Below are 17,251 nucleotides of genomic sequence, written 5' to 3'. Positions count from 1 at the left end.
CGACGAGGTGCTGGAGGTGGAGCGCGGCTCGACGGTGCTGCTGTACACCGACGGGCTGGTGGAGCGGCGCGGGCAGTCCCTGGACGAGGGCCTGGAGCGGCTGCGCTCGGCGGTGGCCGACCTCGCCCGGGCCGGGAGCGGCCTGGAGGAGCTGTGCGACGGCATCCTCACCCACCTGCTGCCCCCCTCCCCCGAGGACGACGTCGCCCTCGTCGCGGTGCGCCTGCACCCCGAGGACCGCCCCCGCCCGGCCGAGGCCGGCCCCGGCCGCGTCCCGCCCACCCCCGACCCGCGCGCCTGACCCGCGCGCCTGACCCACTGAGGCGCGCTCGGGGACGTCCGGGGGGACGTTCGCGGGGACGTTCTGCGGGGACGTTCGCGGGGACGTTCTGCCGCGACACGCCCGCGCGCCGCGCGCGCAACGTCCCCGTCAGGGTGGGTGCGCCCCCGGGTGGGGACGTCCTGTCGCGCCGCGCCGGCGTGTCCGGCGCGCAACGTCCCCGCCCCGGGCCCGGGGGTGCGCTGCCTAGAGTTGGACCGTGACCACGACCTCCACCCCCACCACCCCCGGCCAGGCGGCCGACGCCGCGCGCGACGCCGTCCGCCGCGCCGCCACCGCCGCCGCGGCCGCCAGCGCCGTGCTGCGCACCGCGTCCGACGAGCAGGTCAGCGCGGTGCTCTCGGCCGCCGCGGCGCGCCTGCCGGAGGCGACGGACGCGGTGCTGGCCGCGAACGCGGAGGACGTGGCCGCAGCCGAGGCGAACGGCATGTCCGCCGGCCTGCTGGACCGCCTCCGCCTCGACCCCACCCGCATGCGCGGCGCCGCGCAGCAGCTCGTCGAGCTGGCCGGCACCGTCCCCGGTCCCCGCCTGCGCTACGTGCGGGACCTGCCCGACGGTGCCCGCGTCTACGAGCGGCGCGTGCCCGTCGGCGTCATCGGCGCCACCTACGAGGCGCGCCCGGCCGTGACCCTCGACGTGGCCGGGCAGGTGCTGCGGGCCCGCAGCGCGGCGGTCCTGCGCACCGGCTCGGCCGCCCTGCGCACCGCGGGCGTCCTCGTCGACGAGGTCCTCACCCCCGCCCTCACCGAGGGGGGGCTGCCCGCGGGGGCGGTGTCCCTGGTGCGCGAGCCGGGTCACGCCGCCGCTGAGGCGCTGGTGAGCCAGCCCGACCTGCTGCCCCTCGTCATCGTGCGCGGCAGCGGGGAGACCACCCGGCGGCTCAGCGCCCTCGGTGCCGCCGCGGGGGTGCGGGTCCTGGCCCACGCCGACGGCGGCGGGGTCCTCTACGCCGACGCCTCCACCGACGTCGACCGGTTCCGCGCGCTGCTCGCCGCGGGCGTCGACCGCCTCGGCGTCTGCAACCGCCTGAACCTGCTGCTCGTGCACCGCGACCGCTGGGAGGAGCTGACCGCCGTGGCCACCGAGACGCTCGCCGCGTCCGGGGTGCGCGCGCTGCTGCCCCCGCACGAGCAGCGCCTCGGCCACGAGTGGGCGCTGGACTCCGGCCGGGAGGCCAGCGTCACCGTCGCCCCCGCCGACGGCCCGGTGCAGGCCGCGGCCCTGGCCAGCGCCGAGACCAGCGGGATCGCCGCGACGGTGTGCGCGGAGGACGAGGCCGCGGCGGCGGCGTTCCTCGGCGCGTGGGACGGCACGGGTGGTTTCTGGAACACCACCACCCGCGTGCTGGACGGTTACAAGCTCCTCGGCGTGCCGGAGACCGGCATCAGCGTCGACCGGGTGCCCGGGCCCCGCGGTCCGGTGACGTTCCCCGACCTGGCGCTGCGCCAGTTCGTGGTCGTGCCCCCCGGCGAGGACGGCGTGGTCGGCGCCCTCGGCGGCTGACGCTCCCGTCCCCGCCCGTCTCTCCCCGCCCGTCTCTCCCCGCCCGTCTCCGGGTTTCGGCGCACCCAGCGCCCTCCTGCCGCGCCGAAACCCGGAGATGGGTGGGCGAGGAGGGGCGTGGGTGCGCCCGAACCCGGAGATGGGTGGGCGAGGAGGGGCGTGGGTGCGCCCGAACCCGGAGATGGGCGGGCTCAGAGCTCCCGGTACATGACGTGCAGCCCGACGTACCCGTGCACCGGGTGGTCGAACGCACCGGGCACGGTGCCGATGATGCGGAACCCGAGGGACCGCCACAGGTGCACGGCGGCGGCGTTCGTCTCCACCACGGCGTTGAACTGCACGCCGCGGTACCCCTGCTCCCGCGCCCACGCCAGGACGTGCTCGCAGAGCGCCCGCCCGACGCCGCGCCCGGCGGCCGACGGGTCCACCACGAAGCTCGCCGTCGCGATGTGCGCACCGCGGCCGGGCCGGTTCGGGCCGCACTTCGCCGAGCCGAGCACCCGGTCCCCGTCGACGGCGACGACGGCCGTGCCCGGTGCCTCCTCCATCCACAGCGCGCGGGCCTGCGCGGAGGTGAGGTCCTCCGGGTAGGCGTACGTCTCCCCGGCGGCGACGATCGCGCGGAGGAACGGCCAGATCCGCGGCCAGTCGTCGTCGGCGGCGGTGCGGACGGTGCCCGCGAACGGGTGCGCTGCGCTCACGGGGCGTCAGCGTAGTTCGGGTGACCCGAACGGCTGACGGGTCAGGCGTTCCCCCGCGCGGTCGGGTGCCCGCACCTAGCGTGCTGAGCGCTCGACCAGAACCTGTGAGGAGAACCCCGTGAAGTTCCGCGCCCTGGGCGTGGCCGCCGTCTGCGCCGCCGCCGTCGTCACCGTTCCCACCTCTGCGCAGGCGCAGGCGTGGGTCTTCCACATGCACGACAGCGGAGCGCTCGCGGCCGCGCACATGTCCTCCGACGGCGGCGCGTACGCGTCCGTGAGCCTGCACCGGGGGGCGTCGCCGGCGCGCCCGGCCACGCTGTACGTCTACGGCACCTTCCCGGACACCTGCCTGCCCGTGGCCGACGGGGGCACGGTGTGCGGCTGGCACCACGTCGACCTGCGGGCGGAGGTCCCGGTGGCCGCGGGCGGCATCGCCGCGAACCTGTCCTCCGCCACCGTGCACCTGGAGGACGTCGAGAACCGGGGGCACGTCACCGGCGAGTACTACGACCGCTCCGGCGTGCACCGCGGCTGGGTGTACGGCGTGGACCCGGGCACGACGGACGTCGACGTGGTGTTCACCGCGGTGGGGGACGTCCAGCGCTCCGCCACGCACGGCACGGCCTGCCTGGGCGGGGAGTTCTCCTGCCAGTCCGTCGCGGTGGGGGCGTCCACGGCCGCGGAGGTCACGGCGACGTTCGCGGGGCGGACCCTGACGACGGCCGACTTCACCGCCTCCGCCCCCCGCATCGCCGCCTTCAAGAGCGTCGAGACGGGCAGGGCGCGTCCCCTCGGCGGCTGACGGGACCGGCCGGCCGGGAGCGGCATGTCGGGGGAGCGGGGCGGTCGGCACCTGCGGCACGATGCGGGCATGACCACGTTGAGCAAGGGCGCCAACCGTCCCGTCCCCACCGCCCGGCTGCGCGCGGTGCTGCGGCGCAGCCCCGGCCCGGTCGACGTGGACGCCTCGGCGCTGCTGCTCACCGAGGCGGGCAAGGTGCGCGACGACGCCGACCTCGTGTTCTACAACGCACCCCGGCACGCGAGCGGGTCCGTCGTCCACCTCGGGAAGGACAGCGCGGGGCCGGGCACGGAGGCGCTGGAGGTCGACCTCGCGGCGCTGCCCGCGGGGATCACCAGGGTCGTGCTCGCCGCCTCCGCCGACGGAGGAACGTTCGGGCAGGTCGCGGGTCTCGCGCTGGACGTCCTCGACCCCTCGGGCGCGGTGGTGGCGCACTTCGACATCGCGGACGCCTCCACGGAGACGGCGTTCGTGTTCGGGGAGCTGTACCAGCGCGGTGGTGCCTGGAAGTTCCGCGCCGTGGGGCAGGGGTACGCCAGCGGCCTGGGGGGCCTGGCCACGGACTTCGGCATCTCGGTGGACGACGAGCCGGCCCCGGCGCAGAGCAGCCCCGCACCGGCGGACCCCGCCCCCGCGGCGCCCGCGCTCAGCCTGAAGAAGCAGCGTCAGCTCAGCCTGGAGAAGCGCGCCGAGGCCGAGGCCCCGCACATCGTCAGCCTCGTGAAGACCGCCGCGCTGTCGCTGGAGAAGAAGGGCCTCGGCGAGCACACCGCCCGGGTCGCGCTGTGCCTGGACATCAGCGGCTCCATGGCCCGCCTCTACCTCAGCGGGAAGATCCAGAAGCTGTGCGAGCGGATCCTCGCGCTCGGCCTGCGCTTCGACGACGACGGCGCGGTGGACGTGTTCCTGTTCGGCCGCGACGGGCACGCCGCGGGTGCCCTGGACCTCGGCACCGTCACGGGTTTCACCGACCCGCTGCGCAGCAGGCTGGAGCCCTCCACCTACTACGGCAAGGCGATGAAGCTGCTGCGCCGGCACTACTTCGGCTCCGACTCAGAGCGCCGCACCCCGCTGCGCGCGGACGTGCCCGTGTACGTCATGTTCGTCACCGACGGGCAGACGTTCGACCAGGACGTCACCGCCGAGCAGGTCCGCTCCAGCAGCTACGAGCCGCTGTTCTGGCAGTTCATGGCGATCGGCCGCTCCTCGCGCGACCTGGCGGCCAAGCGGTCCACCCGGCGCGGCTGGGGCCGCACGTCCGGCGGGGAGTTCGAGTTCCTCGAGCAGCTCGACGAGATGCCGGGGCGCCTGGTGGACAACGCGGACTTCTTCAGCGTGGAGGACCCCGCGGCGATCGGGGACGACGAGCTGTTCGACCTGCTGATGACGGAGTACCCGGGCTGGCTGGTGCAGGCGCGCGCGAACGGGCTGCTGCCGTAGGGGTCAGCTCTCCGCCTCGCCGAGGAACCGCTCCAGCACCGCCGCCAGCAGGGGCGGCATCTCCTGCATCGGGTAGTGCCCGCACCGGGGCAGCGCCTCCAGCGCGAACCGCGGGCACAGCGGCTCCCAGCCCGCCCGCACCGCGGTGGCGCGCAGGGGCTCGCCGTCCTCCTCCCCGGTCACCGCGAGCACCGGCACCCGGGCCGGGGCCGACGGTTCCGCGACCCCGTCGCGGGCGAACATCTCGACGTACGCGGCGACGGCCCGCGGGTCCGCGGCGGCACGCCACCCGGCGAGCTTGAACTCCAGCCACCCGGGGGTCAGCCGGACGCCCCACATCGAGCGCAGCGCCCCCCGGCGGCCCTCGTCGTCCGCGAGCGCCAGCGCGCGCATCCGGTCCACCGCGGCCGCGTCGGCGCCGAGACCCCCGGGTGGCGGCGGGGTCAGGACGGCGGCGCGCTCGACGCGGCCGGGGGAGTGCTGCGCCAGGTGCAGGGCGGGCAGGCTGGTCATGGAGTGCCCGACGACGGCGAACCGCTCCCAGCCGAGGGTGTCGGCCAGGGCCACCACGTCCCGCGCGACGGCCGCCGCCGAGGGCTGCGCGGTGAGGTGCCGGGAGCGCCCGTACCCCCGCACGTCCGCGAACGCCCACGTGGACGTGCCGCCGTCGAGGGAGGGGCGCACGGGGTCCCACGCGCCGGTGTCGCTCAGCCAGTCGTTGAGGACGACCACCCGGCGCGGCCCGTCGCCCAGCAGGTCGTGCCCGAGGACCTCGCCCACGGTGTGCCTCCCGGAGGTGCGCAGCGCTGTCCCGGCGAGTGTGGAGGGCGGCGGCGGACCGCGGGAGCCGTGTTCGCCGTGGGCACGCGTCAGGCGGTGCGGAAGCTGCGGCGGTACGCCGTGGGGCTGACGCGGCGGCGCTGCGCGCGGTGGCCACCGGGGGCACCCGCCGCCCCGTGGACGACCTGACGGCCCCCGTCCGGGGGTGAGGACACAGGGTGATCCGGCGCCACACCCACATGCACAGCACTGTCACAGGGTTGGCACGATTCACTCCGCACAGTAAGCTCCGGCTGCCCTGGAGATCCCTCCGGGGTGCTCCCAGCGTGCGCCGAGCCTCTGCCGGCGCTGGGGGCGACGCGAGACCGTCACGGCAGAGGGCGGGGGACCCACTTACCGGGCGCGGCACCAGCCGCGTCCTCGGGGTGAAGCTCACGACCTGAGCCGGGTGAACCTTCCACCCGAACCCGACAGCTCACCTCGCAGGCGTCGAGAGGTGAGTCCGCCATGCCCGAGCGCATGTCCTCCGGCGCGCCCGCGCGCCGTCGTCCCCGCTTCCTGACCGCCCCCGCCGCGCTGCTCCTGGCCGCCGGGATCAGCACGGGCCTCACCGCGCCCGTGCTGGCCGCCGCGCCCGCCGCCGCGGCCGTCGTGGACGCGCGCGCCGTCCTCGACGTCGCCCACCGGTTCGTCGGCCTGCCGTACCGGTACGGCGGCACCACCCCCGCCGGGTTCGACTGCTCCGGCTACACCGGCTACGTGTACCGCCAGTTCGGGGTGCACCTGCCCCGCACGGCCACCCAGCAGATGCACGCCACCCGCCGGGTGTCCGACCCCCGACCCGGCGACCTGGTGTTCTTCCCCACCCGCGGTGGGCGCGCCTACCACGTGGGCATCTACGCCGGCGACGGGTTCATGTACGACTCCCCGCGCTCGGGCCGCTCGATCAGCAAGCGGAAGATCTGGACGTCCGCGGTGGTGTTCCACCGCGTCTGAGGCCGGCCCCCCGGGGCGGCGGTGCCCACGCACCGCCGCCCCGCAGGTCAGTCGCTCCCGCCGTCGCCGCCCGCGCCGTCCGGTGCGAGGAACACACCCGTTCCCAGCATCCCGACGGCGGCGGCCGTCGACATGTCGTGGACCGCGAACGTCTGCCCGAGCCGCACCGGCTCCGGCAGGACGCGGAACCGCTCGCGCGGGTCCTCCTCATCCGCCACGGTGGCACTCCTCCCGCTCCGGCCGCCCCGGCGGGCGGCTCCTCCAGCGTGCACCCGGGGTCCGCGGCGGACAAGGCCGCGGACGCGACCAGGGGCCGGGACGTGTCGCCCCGGCCCCCGCCACCCGGTGGTGGGCGTCAGCCGATGCGTTCCCGGCTGACCTCGGTGTAGGTGCGGAACGACCCGTAGGAGACGTCGTCACGGTCGTCGGTGAAGCCCATCGCCCCGAGCGCGCCGGTGACCACGGCGTCGCCGCTCGCCACCCCGCGGATCCTGCTCCGGTACGTGGACGTCCCGTCGTTCCAGGTCTCGGTGCTGGTGTAGGACGCCATCGGCCCGCTGCCGCGCAGCTCGACCCGGGCCGGCACCCGGCCCAGCTCGGTCCCCGGACCGCCGTGGCCGCCGTTGCTGACGATGACCTCACCGGTCGCCACCGCGGTCCCCGCGCGCGCGTCCACGATCAGCGTCATCGCCTCGGAACCCAGCATGCGGTCACGGACGTAGTCGCAGGTCCCCGGGGTCCCAGGTTCCGCGTGCCCACCGGGGACCTCGCCCGGGTCGCACTGCCAGTCGGTGATCTGCCCGTGCAGGAACGTGCCGCGCGCCTCCTTGGACACGGACAGGAACCCGACGTGGACGTTGCTGTCCGGGATGGGGAGCAGGTTCTCGAAGTCGTACTCCGTCCACTTGACGAACGCCGAGGCGCCGGAGCGCTTGGTGCTGGTGGAGTCCTTCGGCGCGGCCGCCGCCGGACCGGCGGTGGCGAGCAGGACCCCGGGCACGGTCAGGGCCGCGGCGGTGCGCAGCAGCGCGGTGCGGAGCGGGTGGGACGGCATGGCTGATCTCCTCGTGGTCGTCTCCCCGGCGCGGGCGCGCCGGGCTCCGGAAGGGGCCGGGGTCGCGCTCAGGGCGCGGTGCGCAGGCGGGCGTCCACGAGCTCCCCGATGGCGTCGCCCTGCGTCTTGCCGCTGGCGACGCCGTGGGGGTAGTGGATCCCCCCGTAGATGCGGCTCTGTGCGGCGGTGTCCGCGGCCTCGCGGAAACTCCGGTAGTGCCGGGTCCGCCGCACGATGCCGACGGTCGTGGCCAGGGACGTGTCGTCGAAGGCCAGCGCGCCCAGCGACGACGTCAGCACCGTCGCCGCCGCACACGAGCCCACCGAGTGCCCCGAGGTGTGCTCCGGGAACTGCGGGGAGTTCACCCAGGTCTGCCACCCCGGGTCGATGCCGTAGCGGCGCACGTACGTCACGGGACGCAGCAGGTTGTACCGGTACTTCCACGTCCAGCAGTTCGTGAACGCGTCGTGCAGGGTGACGCCGGTGCGGACCAGCGCGTCCACCGTCCGGTCCAGCGCCAGGCCGCGCTGCTCGCACGCCTGGAGCGCGATGTGCAGCCAGTGGCCGGCGGGCATCCCGGAGAAGCGGGGGTTGTCCGTCCAGAACCGGGCGACGTCGCGTGTCTCGTCGGTGTTCAGCGCCGCCTGCTCGTGCACCGCCTTCGCCTGCAGCCAGAAGGCGGAACCCACCTCCGCGGAGAACGGCAGCGGTGGCTGCGGGGCGATCTCGTCGGGCGAGCGCAGGACCATCGTGCGGACCCGGGCGCAGTGCGGCTCCACGGCGGTGCCGAAGTTCGGCGGCGTGGGAACCCACAGCGACTCCCCGACGGGCGGCGTGTACGGCAGTCGCCCCGCCTCGGCGGCACCGTCCCCGGCGGCCCAGCCCGCCACGGCCGCACCGATCCCGCGCCCGAACTCCAGCGACGCCCGCAGCGGGCCGGCCTCCACGCCGGCCGCCCGGCGCGAGGCCACGACGTCCTCGTGGGTGCGGGCCAGCAGGTCCAGCGACGCGGCCGACGCCCCGGCGTGCAGGGCCGCCGCGGTGGTGGCGACGGCGGCGCTCAGCGCGGCCGGCCAGTCGGTGCCCGAGCGCTGCACCGGGCGGGGGAGGCGGGGCAGGGCGTTCAGCTGGCCGCCCGTGGAGCGGTAGCCCGGCATCCCCGCCACGACGGCCTCGTACATCGCCACGCAGCAGTACGCGTACGCCCGTGCCGCCGACGGTGGCGTGAGGCCCTCGGTGGCGGTGACCCGGTAGAGGGTGCGCAGCCAGGCGGCCGCCACCTCGGGGCCGTGCCCGGCGGTGAACGTCGCACCGGGACCCGCCTGCGCCCGCGCCGGGCTCCCGGGAGCGAGGAGGAACGCGGGCCCGGCCGCCGCCGCACCCAGGAGCCGCCGTCTGGACAGGACGCCGCCCACACCCGTCCGGCTCCCGCCGGAACCCGTACCGCCCATCGCCGACCGCCCCCCGTCCGGCGGCCCGCCCCGTCGCCGGCCGCCAGCGGAGTCTTGCAGCGCAGGGCCTCCCGCCGTGCGGGTTTCCCGGAACCGCACCCGGGGACCGGGTTCCCCTCCGATCCGCGCGCAACCCCCCACCCGCACCGCGGCCCGTCCTGCCGGGTTCCGGTCCGCCCGGGCCGGCGATCCGCTACGTTGCACCGGTGCGGCCGCGCCTGGACCAGATCGTCGTCGACTGCGCGGACCCCGCCGCCCTCGCCAGGTTCTGGGCCGGCCTGCTCGGCGGGGTGCCGGTGGACCGGGAGCGCGGCTGGTCGCACGTCGAGCCCCCGGGTTTCCCGCGCCTGTCCTTCCAGCCCGTCCCCGGGGCGGGGACCACCGAGAACCGCGTGCACCTCGACATCGAGGTCGACGGCATCCCCGCGGCCGTCGCCGCCGCGGTCGCGCTCGGCGCCACGCCGGTGGGGCGGACCGTCACCGACGAGAAGGGCTCGTTCCAGGTCATGACCGACCCCGAGGGCCACGAGTTCTGCTTCGTGGCGGGCTGAACCTCAGCGCGCCAGCGCCACCACCGCCCCCGCCACCGCGAGGACCGCCCCGGTCAGCGCCCCCCACGCCGCGGCGGGCAGGAACCGGCGCGACAGCAGGTTCTCCGCGGCGCTGAACGCCGAGAACACCAGCACCACCGCGACCGTCGCGTGGAACACCAGCGCCGTGCCGACCCCGGCCACGGCACCGGCCCGGCGGCGCCGCCCCCACGTCGCCGCCAGCAGCAGCGGCACGACGACGGCGGCGAGCGCCCCGTTCAGGACCTCCGCCCACCAGGGCCGCCGCCCCATCCACGGCAGCGGGGCCGCCAGGTCCACCAGGTCCACGGTCGCGAGCGTGCCGAACACCGCGATCGTCGCGGCCATCACCGACACCGCCACCCACGCCCGCCACGTCCGGGACGGCGGCCCCGTGAGCATCGTCGCCACCGACACCCCCGCCCACATCAGCTCCCGGCGCAACCACGGCACGCCCAGGTCGCGCATCGCGTCGCGGAACACCCGGTCGGCGGTGACCCGGTCCACGGGCCGGCGCGCCAGGTACGACGCCGGTTCGCCCTGCGCCGCGACGAGGCCGTCGTGCACGAGGGAGGCGGGCAGGTGCTGCCCCGTCGTGGGGACCAGCCACGTCAGGAGGCGCGGGACCGACGTCAGGTCCGAGGAGAACGTCGCGGGATCAGCGGGCACCACCACCGGCCCGACGTGCTCGTCCCAGTACCCCAGGGGTTCCGGCAGCCGGAACCGCTCGCGCGCCGGGTCCCCGTCCTCGACGTGGCGGTGCAGCACCACGTCCCCCGCCCAGACAGCGCCCGGGTCGGCGGGGGAGAAGAACCCGCTGCGCACCAGGTGCGCCGGCCGCAGCGCGGGCAGTTCCGGGGCGCGGGGCGCGGGCACGGGCCGTAGCGTGCCACGGCGGGGGACCGGGAGGTGGAGTGGGGCTGTTCGTGGGCACGTCGGGCTGGAGCTACGACCACTGGGAGGACGTGCTCTACCCGCGGGGGACACCGCCGCGGGAGCGGCTGGCGCACTACGCGCGGGAGTTCGGCACGGTCGAGCTCAACGCGAGCTTCTACCGCTGGCCGCGCGAGGCCGCGTTCGCGTCGTGGAACCGGCGGCTGCCGGAGGGTTTCGCCATGTCCGTGAAGGCGCCGCGCGGCCTCACCCACGCCAAGCGGCTGTACGCGCCCGAGCGCTGGGTCGAGCGCATCACCGCCTGCTGGCACGAGCTGCGCGACCGGCGCGCCGTGCTGCTGGTGCAGCTGCGCCCCGACCACGCCCGCGACGACGAGCGGCTGCGCTGGTTCCTCGCGCTGCTGCCGCCGTGGGTGCGGGTCGCGGTGGAGTTCCGGCACCCCAGCTGGCACGACGAGGCGGTGTACGCCCTGCTCGCGGAGCACGGGGCCGCGTACTGCGTGATGAGCGGTGCGAACCTGCCGTGCGTCCTGCGGGCCACGGCCCCGTTCGTGTACGTCCGCCTGCACGGCCCGGACCACGGGCACCTGTACGCGGGGTCCTACCCCGCGGCGGACCTGGCGTGGTGGGCGCAGCGGATCCGGGAGTGGGACGCCGCCGGGCTGGACGTGTACGCCTACTTCAACAACGACGGCGGCGGGAACGCGGTCCGCGACGCGCGGGCGCTGCGGGCGGCCCTGGGGTGCTGAGCGCGGGCCGCGTCTCACGCCGGCGGACCGCCCGCGGGCGCCACCCGGGCCCGGCGCCGGCGCCACACCACCAGCGGGATCCCGACGGCCGCGGCGACGGCCGCGAACGGCAGCAGCGCCCCGAGGGCGAGGGCCACGAAGCGGGAGGTGGCGACGAGCGCGCCCCAGCCCGCGCCCAGCCCGCCGGTGAACGTGGGCGTGGCGGTGGACGCCGCGACGGCGGTGCGGCCCGTCAGCGTCACCTCCGCCGTCGCCAGGGCCACCTGGTCGCGCAGCACCCGCTGCCGCGCCAGCAGGGCGTCCAGGTCGGCCTGGCGGCGGGCGATCTCCCCCTCCAGGGCGAGGACGTCGGGGATCGACGCGGTCTGCGGCAGCCGCCCGCGGAACGTCTCCAGGACCGCCCGCGCGGAGGTGACCCGGCTGTCCACGTCGGCGACCTCGGCGGTGACGTCCGTGGAGGTCGTCGACAGCTCCGTCCGCCTCCCGAGGGCGGCCACGTCCTGCAGCAGCGCGGCGAACCGGTCCCCGGGGACGCGCAGGGTCATCCGGGCCTGCCCGGAGCCGGCCCCGGCGTCCTGACCGGGGCCGCTGCCGGAGCCCGACCTGCTGGCGGTGACCAGCCCGCCCGCCGCGGCGGTCAGGCGGGTCACCTCGTCCGCCGCCGCGTCGACGTCGGCGACCTCCACGGCGACCGTGCCGGTGGAGACCACCGCGCGCGCCACCCCGGGGCCGACCTCGTCACCGGGGGCGGGGGCCGTGCCGCCCGTGGAGGTGCCCTGGACCCCGGTGGTGTCGGCGATCCCCTGACCGCCCCCGCCGCTCGCGGCGGGCAGCCCGGCGGGGGCGTCCGCCGCCGACTGCGAGGCGGCGCCGCCCGTGGCCTCCGAGCCGCCGCCGGAGCACCCGGCGCTCCCGAGGAGCAGGGCCGCGGCGAGCAGGGACGCCGCCACCGGGCGCCCCCGGTGGTGGCCGCGGTGGGGGCCCGGGTGGCGGCTCGCGGAGGAGACCGGGTGGGCAGCGGGCTGGGGGACGGGCTGGGTTCCGGGTGCCGTGGGCACTCGCCACCTCCGCGGGGACGCCCGCGGCGACGCGGGACGGGATCGGGGACGGGCGGGTGCCCGTGCGCCCTGGGACGCCGTTCCCGCCCGCCCGGTTCCGGGGGGCCGGGCAACGGATCGGCAACGGATCCGGGCCCGCGTGCAACGGATCGGCCCCTCACCGCATCTACACAGGTGTGGAGAGCGAGGGGATGCACGACGGCCGGGTGTGGCCGTGGGTCTTCGCCGCGCACGCGGTCCTCGTGCTGGGCCTGCTGACCCTGGTCGGCGCCCCCGGCGCGGGCGCGGGCGCGGGACACGGCAGCGGCCTGGCCGCGCTGCCGCTGCTGCTGCTCGGCCTGCCCGGGTCGCTGCCGGCCGTGGTGGACCCCTACCCCCTGGGGCAGGCCCCGCCCTCGGCCCGCGACGTGGTGCTCTACGGCCCCGCGGTGCTCAACGTCCTGCTGCACGGCCTGGTCCTCGTCGTGGTGCGGCGCCGGTCGGGGATCGTCGTCCCCGGCTGACGCCGCGGCCCGCGCAGCCGTGGCCGGCGGGCCGGCGCGGGGCACCTGCGCGGCGGGTGCAACGCCGGGGCCCCGGTGAGCGTCCTGAGGTCGTGGACAGCGCGGGGAGCGACCGGTGAGCGCAGGGCCCCTGGTCGTCGGATTCCGCGTACCGCCCCCCGCGGGGACGCCGGGGCGGCACGATGACCCCGTGACCGTGCTCCGTCCCGGCCAGGCCCCCGGCCTGGAGGTGGAGTCCCGCGAGGCCCTCGACGTGGAGGCGTTCGTCGTGGCGCAGGGCTCGGCGCTGGTCCGCCTGGCGCGGGCGCTGCTGCGCGACCCGCACGCCGCCGAGGACGTCGTGCAGGACGTCCTCGCACGCGTCGTCGTCAAGTGGGCGGTGGTGCAGCGGGCCGACGACCCCGTCGCCTACGTGAAGCGGATGGTGGTCAACGCCTGCGTGTCCTCCGGGCGGCGGGCGTGGCGCCGCGAGCGCCCCGACGACCCGGCGACCCTGCCGGACCGCGGCGTGGTGGACCACTCCGGCCACGTGGGCGACCGCGACCAGGTGCTCGCGCTGCTGCGGACGCTGCCCGTGAAGCAGCGCAGCGTCCTGGTGCTGCGGCACTACGAGGGCCTGGCGGACGCGGAGATCGCCGACCTGCTGGGCTGCTCGCAGGGCACGGTGCGCAGCAACGCGTTCCGGGGCCTGGCGGCGCTGCGCGCGCTGCTGGGGGAGGAGGGGCGCGGTGGCCGCTGAGCAGCGCGGGCCCGGCGGGGACCGGGAGCTGGGGGAGCGGCTGGCGGGCGCCCTGCGGCGGGGTGCGGACGACGCACCCGTGGACGTGCTCGGGCTGCTGGACGGCACCCGCGCGCGGGCGGTCGTGCTGCGCCGCCGCCGCCGCGCCCTGCGCAGCTCGACCGTGGCCCTCGCCCTGACGACGCTGGCCGTGCTGCCCTTCGCGCCGGACCTGCTGCCCGGGCAGGAGCGCGGCGTGCAGCACCACGCCGAGGTCGCGCCCGCGCCGGTGGAGCCCAGCACCGCACCGGCGGACGAGCCGCCGCCCGGGCCGGTGCCGCCGCCGGCGAGCGCGGGCACCCCGTCGCGCCCGGCGGCCGGCACCACCGCGGCACCCCGCCCGGGCACCCCGGCCCCCCGGCCCACCACCTCCCCGGCGGCGCCCGCGCCGGCCGTCGCGCCGGGCGCTCCGCAGGACCGCAGGGACAGGGATCCGCAGCCGCGGTCGGCGCCCGCGCCCACGGCGTCCGCGACCCCCGGCACGACACCCGCGGCGCCCGGCGCGGTGCCCACGAGCCCCGGCACGGCGCCCGCGGCGCCCGGTGCGGTGCCCGGCGGGGAGGGCGACGCCCCGCCCGCGCCCGGCGGCGAGGACACCCCGCAGGACGCCCGGCTCGTGCCGCCGCCCGGCACCCCGGGCGCCGCGCCCGCCCCGGTGCCGGACCTGCCGCGGACGTGGGCGGCGCTGCCGGAGGGCCTCGTGGAGCTCACCGACCTCGAGCACGCCGGCATCCCCGTCGTCGACGGGCAGGAGTGCACCGCGGACGGCCGGGCGGGGCCGGAGCCGGTGGTGGGGCGGTCGTGGACCTGGGCGCACCCCTCGGGGAGCCCGGGCCGCCCGGGCGTGGGGGTGCACGTCACCGGTTGGGCCCCCGGTACGGCGGGCGAGGCGTTCGCGCAGGTCGACGGGAACTCCGGGCCGTGCCGGTTCCCCGCCCTCGGGGAGACGCTGCCCGTGGACGTGCCCGCCGACGAGAGCTGGGCGGCGACGACGACCTCGCCGGACGGGGCGACCGCCTTCGTGGGCGCGGCCCGCACCGGCGACGTGGTCGTGGGGGTGTCGGTGCGGGGCCTGGAGTGGTCCGAGGGCCGCGGCCGCCTCGAGGCGCTGCTGCGGGCGGCGGTGGGCGAGCTGGGCGGCGCGGCCCCCGGGGCGCGCTGACGGCGGAACCCGCCCGGTACCCCCGCCGGGAACTGCCCGGACCGGTTCCCGGGCTCCTGCCGGCGCGGACCGCGGGGAACCGCTCCTCCCGTCCCACCGACTCGCCGCGCCCCGTTCCCGGTGGTAAACCGTGCGGCGCACCAGGACGAGCAGAACGGCGGGCACGAAGGTTCCCGCCGCCCTCACCTCCGGATCGGAGCCAACGGCGATGGAGCACTCCACGAGGGGATCCGCGCGAGGCGGCGGAGCCCTCCCCGGCACCCCGGCAGCACGCACCGGCCACCACGGGGAGGGGAACTCGTGACCCCACCCGCAGGGCGCGGCACCACGCCGGTCCAGGTGCGCAGCACCATCCCCGCCCGCATCGACCGGCTGCCGTGGACGCAGTTCCACTGGCTCGTCGTGGTCGGTCTCGGCGTCTCCTGGATCCTGGACGGCCTGGAGATCCAGGTCGTCGCGCTGAACACCGAGTCGCTCCAGGACCCCGAGGGCGGCCTCGGCCTGACCACCGGCCAGGTCGGCGCGCTCGGCTCGGCCTACCTCGCCGGGCAGGTCCTCGGCGCCCTGGTGTTCGGCCGCATGACCGACAAGCTGGGCCGGCGCAAGCTCTTCATCGCCACCCTGCTCATCTACCTGATCGGCAGCGGCCTCGGCGGCGTCGCCTGGGACTTCTGGTCCCTCGCCGCGTTCCGGTTCATCGCCGGCATGGGCATCGGCGGCGAGTACACCGCCATCAACTCCGCGATCGACGAGCTCATCCCGTCGCACTACCGCGGCCGCGTCGACATCGCCGTCAACGGCACCTACTGGGCCGGCGCGCTCCTCGGGAACATCCTCGGGCTGTACCTGTACTCGGAGTCGGTGCCCGTCCAGTGGGGCTGGCGGATCGCGTTCTTCATCGGCCCGATGCTCGGCCTGGTCGTCATCTTCCTGCGCCGCACGATCCCCGAGAGCCCGCGGTGGATGGTCACCCACGGCCAGGTGGAGAAGGCCGAGCGGACCATCGACGACATCGAGGAGCGGGTCCGGGCCTCCGGCGCCCACCTGGAACCGGTGCCGGACTCCAAGGCCATGGAGATCAAGGAGCTGCCCCCGCTGGGGTTCCGCCAGCTCACGAAGGTCTTCTTCGGCACCTACCCGAAGCGCTCGGTCCTCGGGTTCACGATGATGGTGACGCAGTCCTTCCTGTACAACGCCATCTTCTTCACCTACGCGGCGGTGCTGGCGACGTTCTACGGCATCGACAAGGGCGACATCCCCTGGTACTTCATCCCGTTCGCGTTCGGGAACCTGCTCGGGCCGCTGGTCCTCGGGCCGCTGTTCGACACCGTCGGGCGGCGAAAGATGATCTTCGCGACCTACTTCGGCTCCGGCGCGCTGCTGCTCGTCACGGCTTTCCTGTTCAACGCCGGCATCCTCAGCGCGGTGACCCAGACGGCGCTGTGGTGCGTCATCTTCTTCTTCGCCTCCGCCGGTGCGTCCTCCGCCTACCTGACGGTCTCGGAGATCTTCCCCCTGGAGCTGCGCGGCCAGGCGATCTCGTACTTCTTCGCCATCTCCCAGGCGGCGGGCGGCGTCATCGCCCCGTACCTGTTCGGCCGGCTGATCGACGCGGCGGGCGGGGAGGACGCCGCGGTGCTGGACGCCGGGCCGCTCACCGTCGGCTACGTCATCGGTGCCGTGATGATGATGACGGGTGGCATCGTGGCCCGGCTCATCGGCGTCGACGCCGAGCGCAAGTCGCTGGAGGACATCGCCACGCCGCTGTCGGCGGCCGGCCTGCCCGCCGGTGGCGTCACCCCGGGGACGGGGCGGAAGTGAGCGCCGAGCCCGGTGGCGCCGCCGAGCGGGCGGCGGTGGAGCACATCCCGCTGGTCGTCGTGGGCGTCAGCTCGCGCAGCGGCTCCCCGTCGGCGCTGCAGTGGGCGGCCGAGCACGCCGCGGCCGTCGGCGGCCACGTCCGCGCCGTCCTGGCGTGGCGGCCGCCGCGCCCACCGGTGACGTCGGGGAACCGGCCGCCGGCGGTGTCCACCCTGGCCGACCAGGACCCGCAGCGGGCGGCGGAGGAGAGGCTGGAGGGGCTGCTGCGGGCGGCACTCGGGGAGGACCACGCGGTGCAGGCGGTGGCCGTGCGGGGCGCGGCGCGCCCGGTGCTGCTGCGCGAGTCGCGGGAGGCGGACCTGCTGGTCCTGGACTCCCCGCGCGCGGCGAAGCTGGTGACGCCGGGCGCGAAGCTGCTCGCCCCTCAGCTGGTGTTCTCCGCGGCCTGCCCGGTGGTGGTGATGCCCCCGCCGGTGGAGGAGGGCCTCTCCGCGGTGCGGCGCGCCGGGCGCCGGCTGGGGCGTGCGGCGGCCGTCGCGGCGGCCACGGCGGGGCGGCCGGGCCGTCCCCCGCTGAGCCCGTCCTGACACCTCCGCACGCGCACGGGCGCCCCCGGTCCGACCGGACCGGGGGCGCCCGTGCGTGCCGC

At 76.8% G+C, this 17,251-nt stretch carries 20 protein-coding genes and 1 riboswitch; of the genes, 12 read left to right on the top strand and 8 right to left on the bottom strand.

The window, feature by feature from the left end; genetic code table 11:
* Both ACYQBY_RS08125 and ACYQBY_RS08120 read left to right on the top strand, forming a co-directional pair.
* A partial coding sequence (locus ACYQBY_RS08125; protein WP_459643349.1) for a SpoIIE family protein phosphatase occupies window positions 1-301 on the top strand: 301 nt, incomplete at its 5' end.
* Window positions 302-539: 238 nt separating this feature from the next.
* Window positions 540-1,844 (top strand): aldehyde dehydrogenase family protein, encoded by a 1,305-nt coding sequence (locus ACYQBY_RS08120; RefSeq protein WP_459643348.1) that lies wholly within the window; start codon window positions 540-542, stop codon window positions 1,842-1,844.
* Window positions 1,845-2,035: 191 nt separating this feature from the next.
* Here the strand turns inward: ACYQBY_RS08120 and ACYQBY_RS08115 are convergent, their stop codons facing one another.
* Window positions 2,036-2,545, bottom strand: a complete 510-nt coding sequence (locus ACYQBY_RS08115) for an N-acetyltransferase family protein (protein ID WP_459643347.1) — start codon at window positions 2,543-2,545, stop codon at window positions 2,036-2,038.
* 118 nt (window positions 2,546-2,663) lie between these two features.
* Between ACYQBY_RS08115 and ACYQBY_RS08110 the strand changes: the two genes are divergently transcribed.
* Together ACYQBY_RS08110 and ACYQBY_RS08105 are read left to right on the top strand one after the other, a co-directional pair.
* Window positions 2,664-3,347 (top strand): hypothetical protein, encoded by a 684-nt coding sequence (locus ACYQBY_RS08110; RefSeq protein ID WP_459643346.1) that lies wholly within the window; start codon window positions 2,664-2,666, stop codon window positions 3,345-3,347.
* Window positions 3,348-3,416: 69 nt separating this feature from the next.
* The gene (locus ACYQBY_RS08105; protein WP_459643345.1) at window positions 3,417-4,787 is read left to right on the top strand and encodes a VWA domain-containing protein; all 1,371 of its coding nucleotides are present in this window, start codon (window positions 3,417-3,419) and stop codon (window positions 4,785-4,787) included.
* A gap of 3 nt (window positions 4,788-4,790) precedes the next feature.
* Here ACYQBY_RS08105 and ACYQBY_RS08100 read toward each other — a convergent pair whose 3' ends face one another.
* Both ACYQBY_RS08100 and ACYQBY_RS08095 read right to left on the bottom strand, forming a co-directional pair.
* Window positions 4,791-5,567 (bottom strand): alpha/beta fold hydrolase, encoded by a 777-nt coding sequence (locus ACYQBY_RS08100; RefSeq protein ID WP_459643344.1) that lies wholly within the window; start codon window positions 5,565-5,567, stop codon window positions 4,791-4,793.
* 89 nt (window positions 5,568-5,656) lie between these two features.
* Window positions 5,657-5,782: a hypothetical protein gene (locus ACYQBY_RS08095; protein WP_459643343.1), complete on the bottom strand. Its 126-nt coding sequence runs from the start codon at window positions 5,780-5,782 to the stop codon at window positions 5,657-5,659.
* Between the two features lie 133 nt (window positions 5,783-5,915).
* A riboswitch (cyclic di-AMP (ydaO/yuaA leader) is annotated at window positions 5,916-6,070 on the top strand.
* A gap of 4 nt (window positions 6,071-6,074) precedes the next feature.
* Here ACYQBY_RS08095 and ACYQBY_RS08090 point away from each other — a divergent pair.
* Window positions 6,075-6,563, top strand: coding sequence for a C40 family peptidase (locus ACYQBY_RS08090; RefSeq protein WP_459643342.1), 489 nt, complete (start codon window positions 6,075-6,077; stop codon window positions 6,561-6,563).
* A gap of 47 nt (window positions 6,564-6,610) precedes the next feature.
* Here ACYQBY_RS08090 and ACYQBY_RS08085 read toward each other — a convergent pair whose 3' ends face one another.
* The 3 genes from ACYQBY_RS08085 to ACYQBY_RS08075 form a co-directional block, all read right to left on the bottom strand.
* Entirely contained in the window at window positions 6,611-6,781 is a 171-nt protein-coding gene (locus ACYQBY_RS08085) for a hypothetical protein (protein ID WP_459643341.1), read from the bottom strand.
* 137 nt (window positions 6,782-6,918) lie between these two features.
* Complete coding sequence (locus ACYQBY_RS08080) at window positions 6,919-7,617, bottom strand: hypothetical protein (RefSeq protein ID WP_459643340.1); 699 nt, start codon at window positions 7,615-7,617, stop codon at window positions 6,919-6,921.
* A gap of 68 nt (window positions 7,618-7,685) precedes the next feature.
* The gene (locus tag ACYQBY_RS08075; RefSeq protein ID WP_459643339.1) at window positions 7,686-9,032 is read right to left on the bottom strand and encodes a vanadium-dependent haloperoxidase; all 1,347 of its coding nucleotides are present in this window, start codon (window positions 9,030-9,032) and stop codon (window positions 7,686-7,688) included.
* A gap of 242 nt (window positions 9,033-9,274) precedes the next feature.
* Here ACYQBY_RS08075 and ACYQBY_RS08070 point away from each other — a divergent pair, with 242 nt between their 5' ends.
* A complete protein-coding gene (locus ACYQBY_RS08070; protein ID WP_459643338.1) occupies window positions 9,275-9,619 on the top strand; it encodes a VOC family protein in 345 nt (114 codons plus the stop codon).
* A gap of 3 nt (window positions 9,620-9,622) precedes the next feature.
* Here the strand turns inward: ACYQBY_RS08070 and ACYQBY_RS08065 are convergent, their stop codons facing one another.
* Entirely contained in the window at window positions 9,623-10,513 is an 891-nt protein-coding gene (locus ACYQBY_RS08065; RefSeq protein ID WP_459643337.1) for a DUF1353 domain-containing protein, read from the bottom strand.
* Between the two features lie 38 nt (window positions 10,514-10,551).
* Between ACYQBY_RS08065 and ACYQBY_RS08060 the strand changes: the two genes are divergently transcribed.
* Window positions 10,552-11,280 carry a DUF72 domain-containing protein gene (locus tag ACYQBY_RS08060; RefSeq protein ID WP_459643336.1) on the top strand — a complete coding sequence of 243 codons (729 nt, stop codon included), beginning with the start codon at window positions 10,552-10,554 and terminating at the stop codon, window positions 11,278-11,280.
* Window positions 11,281-11,294: 14 nt separating this feature from the next.
* On the opposite strand, the gene ACYQBY_RS08055 is transcribed toward ACYQBY_RS08060, so the two are convergent.
* Window positions 11,295-12,230, bottom strand: a complete 936-nt coding sequence (locus tag ACYQBY_RS08055) for a DUF4349 domain-containing protein (RefSeq protein ID WP_459643335.1) — start codon at window positions 12,228-12,230, stop codon at window positions 11,295-11,297.
* 299 nt (window positions 12,231-12,529) lie between these two features.
* Between ACYQBY_RS08055 and ACYQBY_RS08050 the strand changes: the two genes are divergently transcribed.
* From ACYQBY_RS08050 to ACYQBY_RS08030, 5 genes are all read left to right on the top strand, one after another.
* The gene (locus tag ACYQBY_RS08050) at window positions 12,530-12,841 is read left to right on the top strand and encodes a hypothetical protein (RefSeq protein ID WP_459643334.1); all 312 of its coding nucleotides are present in this window, start codon (window positions 12,530-12,532) and stop codon (window positions 12,839-12,841) included.
* A gap of 190 nt (window positions 12,842-13,031) precedes the next feature.
* A complete protein-coding gene (locus tag ACYQBY_RS08045; protein WP_459643333.1) occupies window positions 13,032-13,580 on the top strand; it encodes a SigE family RNA polymerase sigma factor in 549 nt (182 codons plus the stop codon).
* Window positions 13,570-14,781, top strand: a complete 1,212-nt coding sequence (locus ACYQBY_RS08040; RefSeq protein ID WP_459643332.1) for a hypothetical protein — start codon at window positions 13,570-13,572, stop codon at window positions 14,779-14,781. Before ACYQBY_RS08045 ends, ACYQBY_RS08040 begins: the two co-directional genes overlap by 11 nt.
* 300 nt (window positions 14,782-15,081) lie before the next feature.
* Window positions 15,082-16,602 (top strand): MFS transporter, encoded by a 1,521-nt coding sequence (locus tag ACYQBY_RS08035; RefSeq protein ID WP_459643331.1) that lies wholly within the window; start codon window positions 15,082-15,084, stop codon window positions 16,600-16,602.
* Complete coding sequence (locus ACYQBY_RS08030; protein ID WP_459643330.1) at window positions 16,599-17,189, top strand: universal stress protein; 591 nt, start codon at window positions 16,599-16,601, stop codon at window positions 17,187-17,189. Before ACYQBY_RS08035 ends, ACYQBY_RS08030 begins: the two co-directional genes overlap by 4 nt.
* Window positions 17,190-17,251: the final 62 nt, after the last annotated feature.

It is taken from the genome of Kineococcus anabasis, assembly GCF_054590795.1.
The sequence above is the reverse complement of the archived record's forward strand: the minus strand, read 5'-3'. Positions and strand labels throughout refer to the sequence as shown.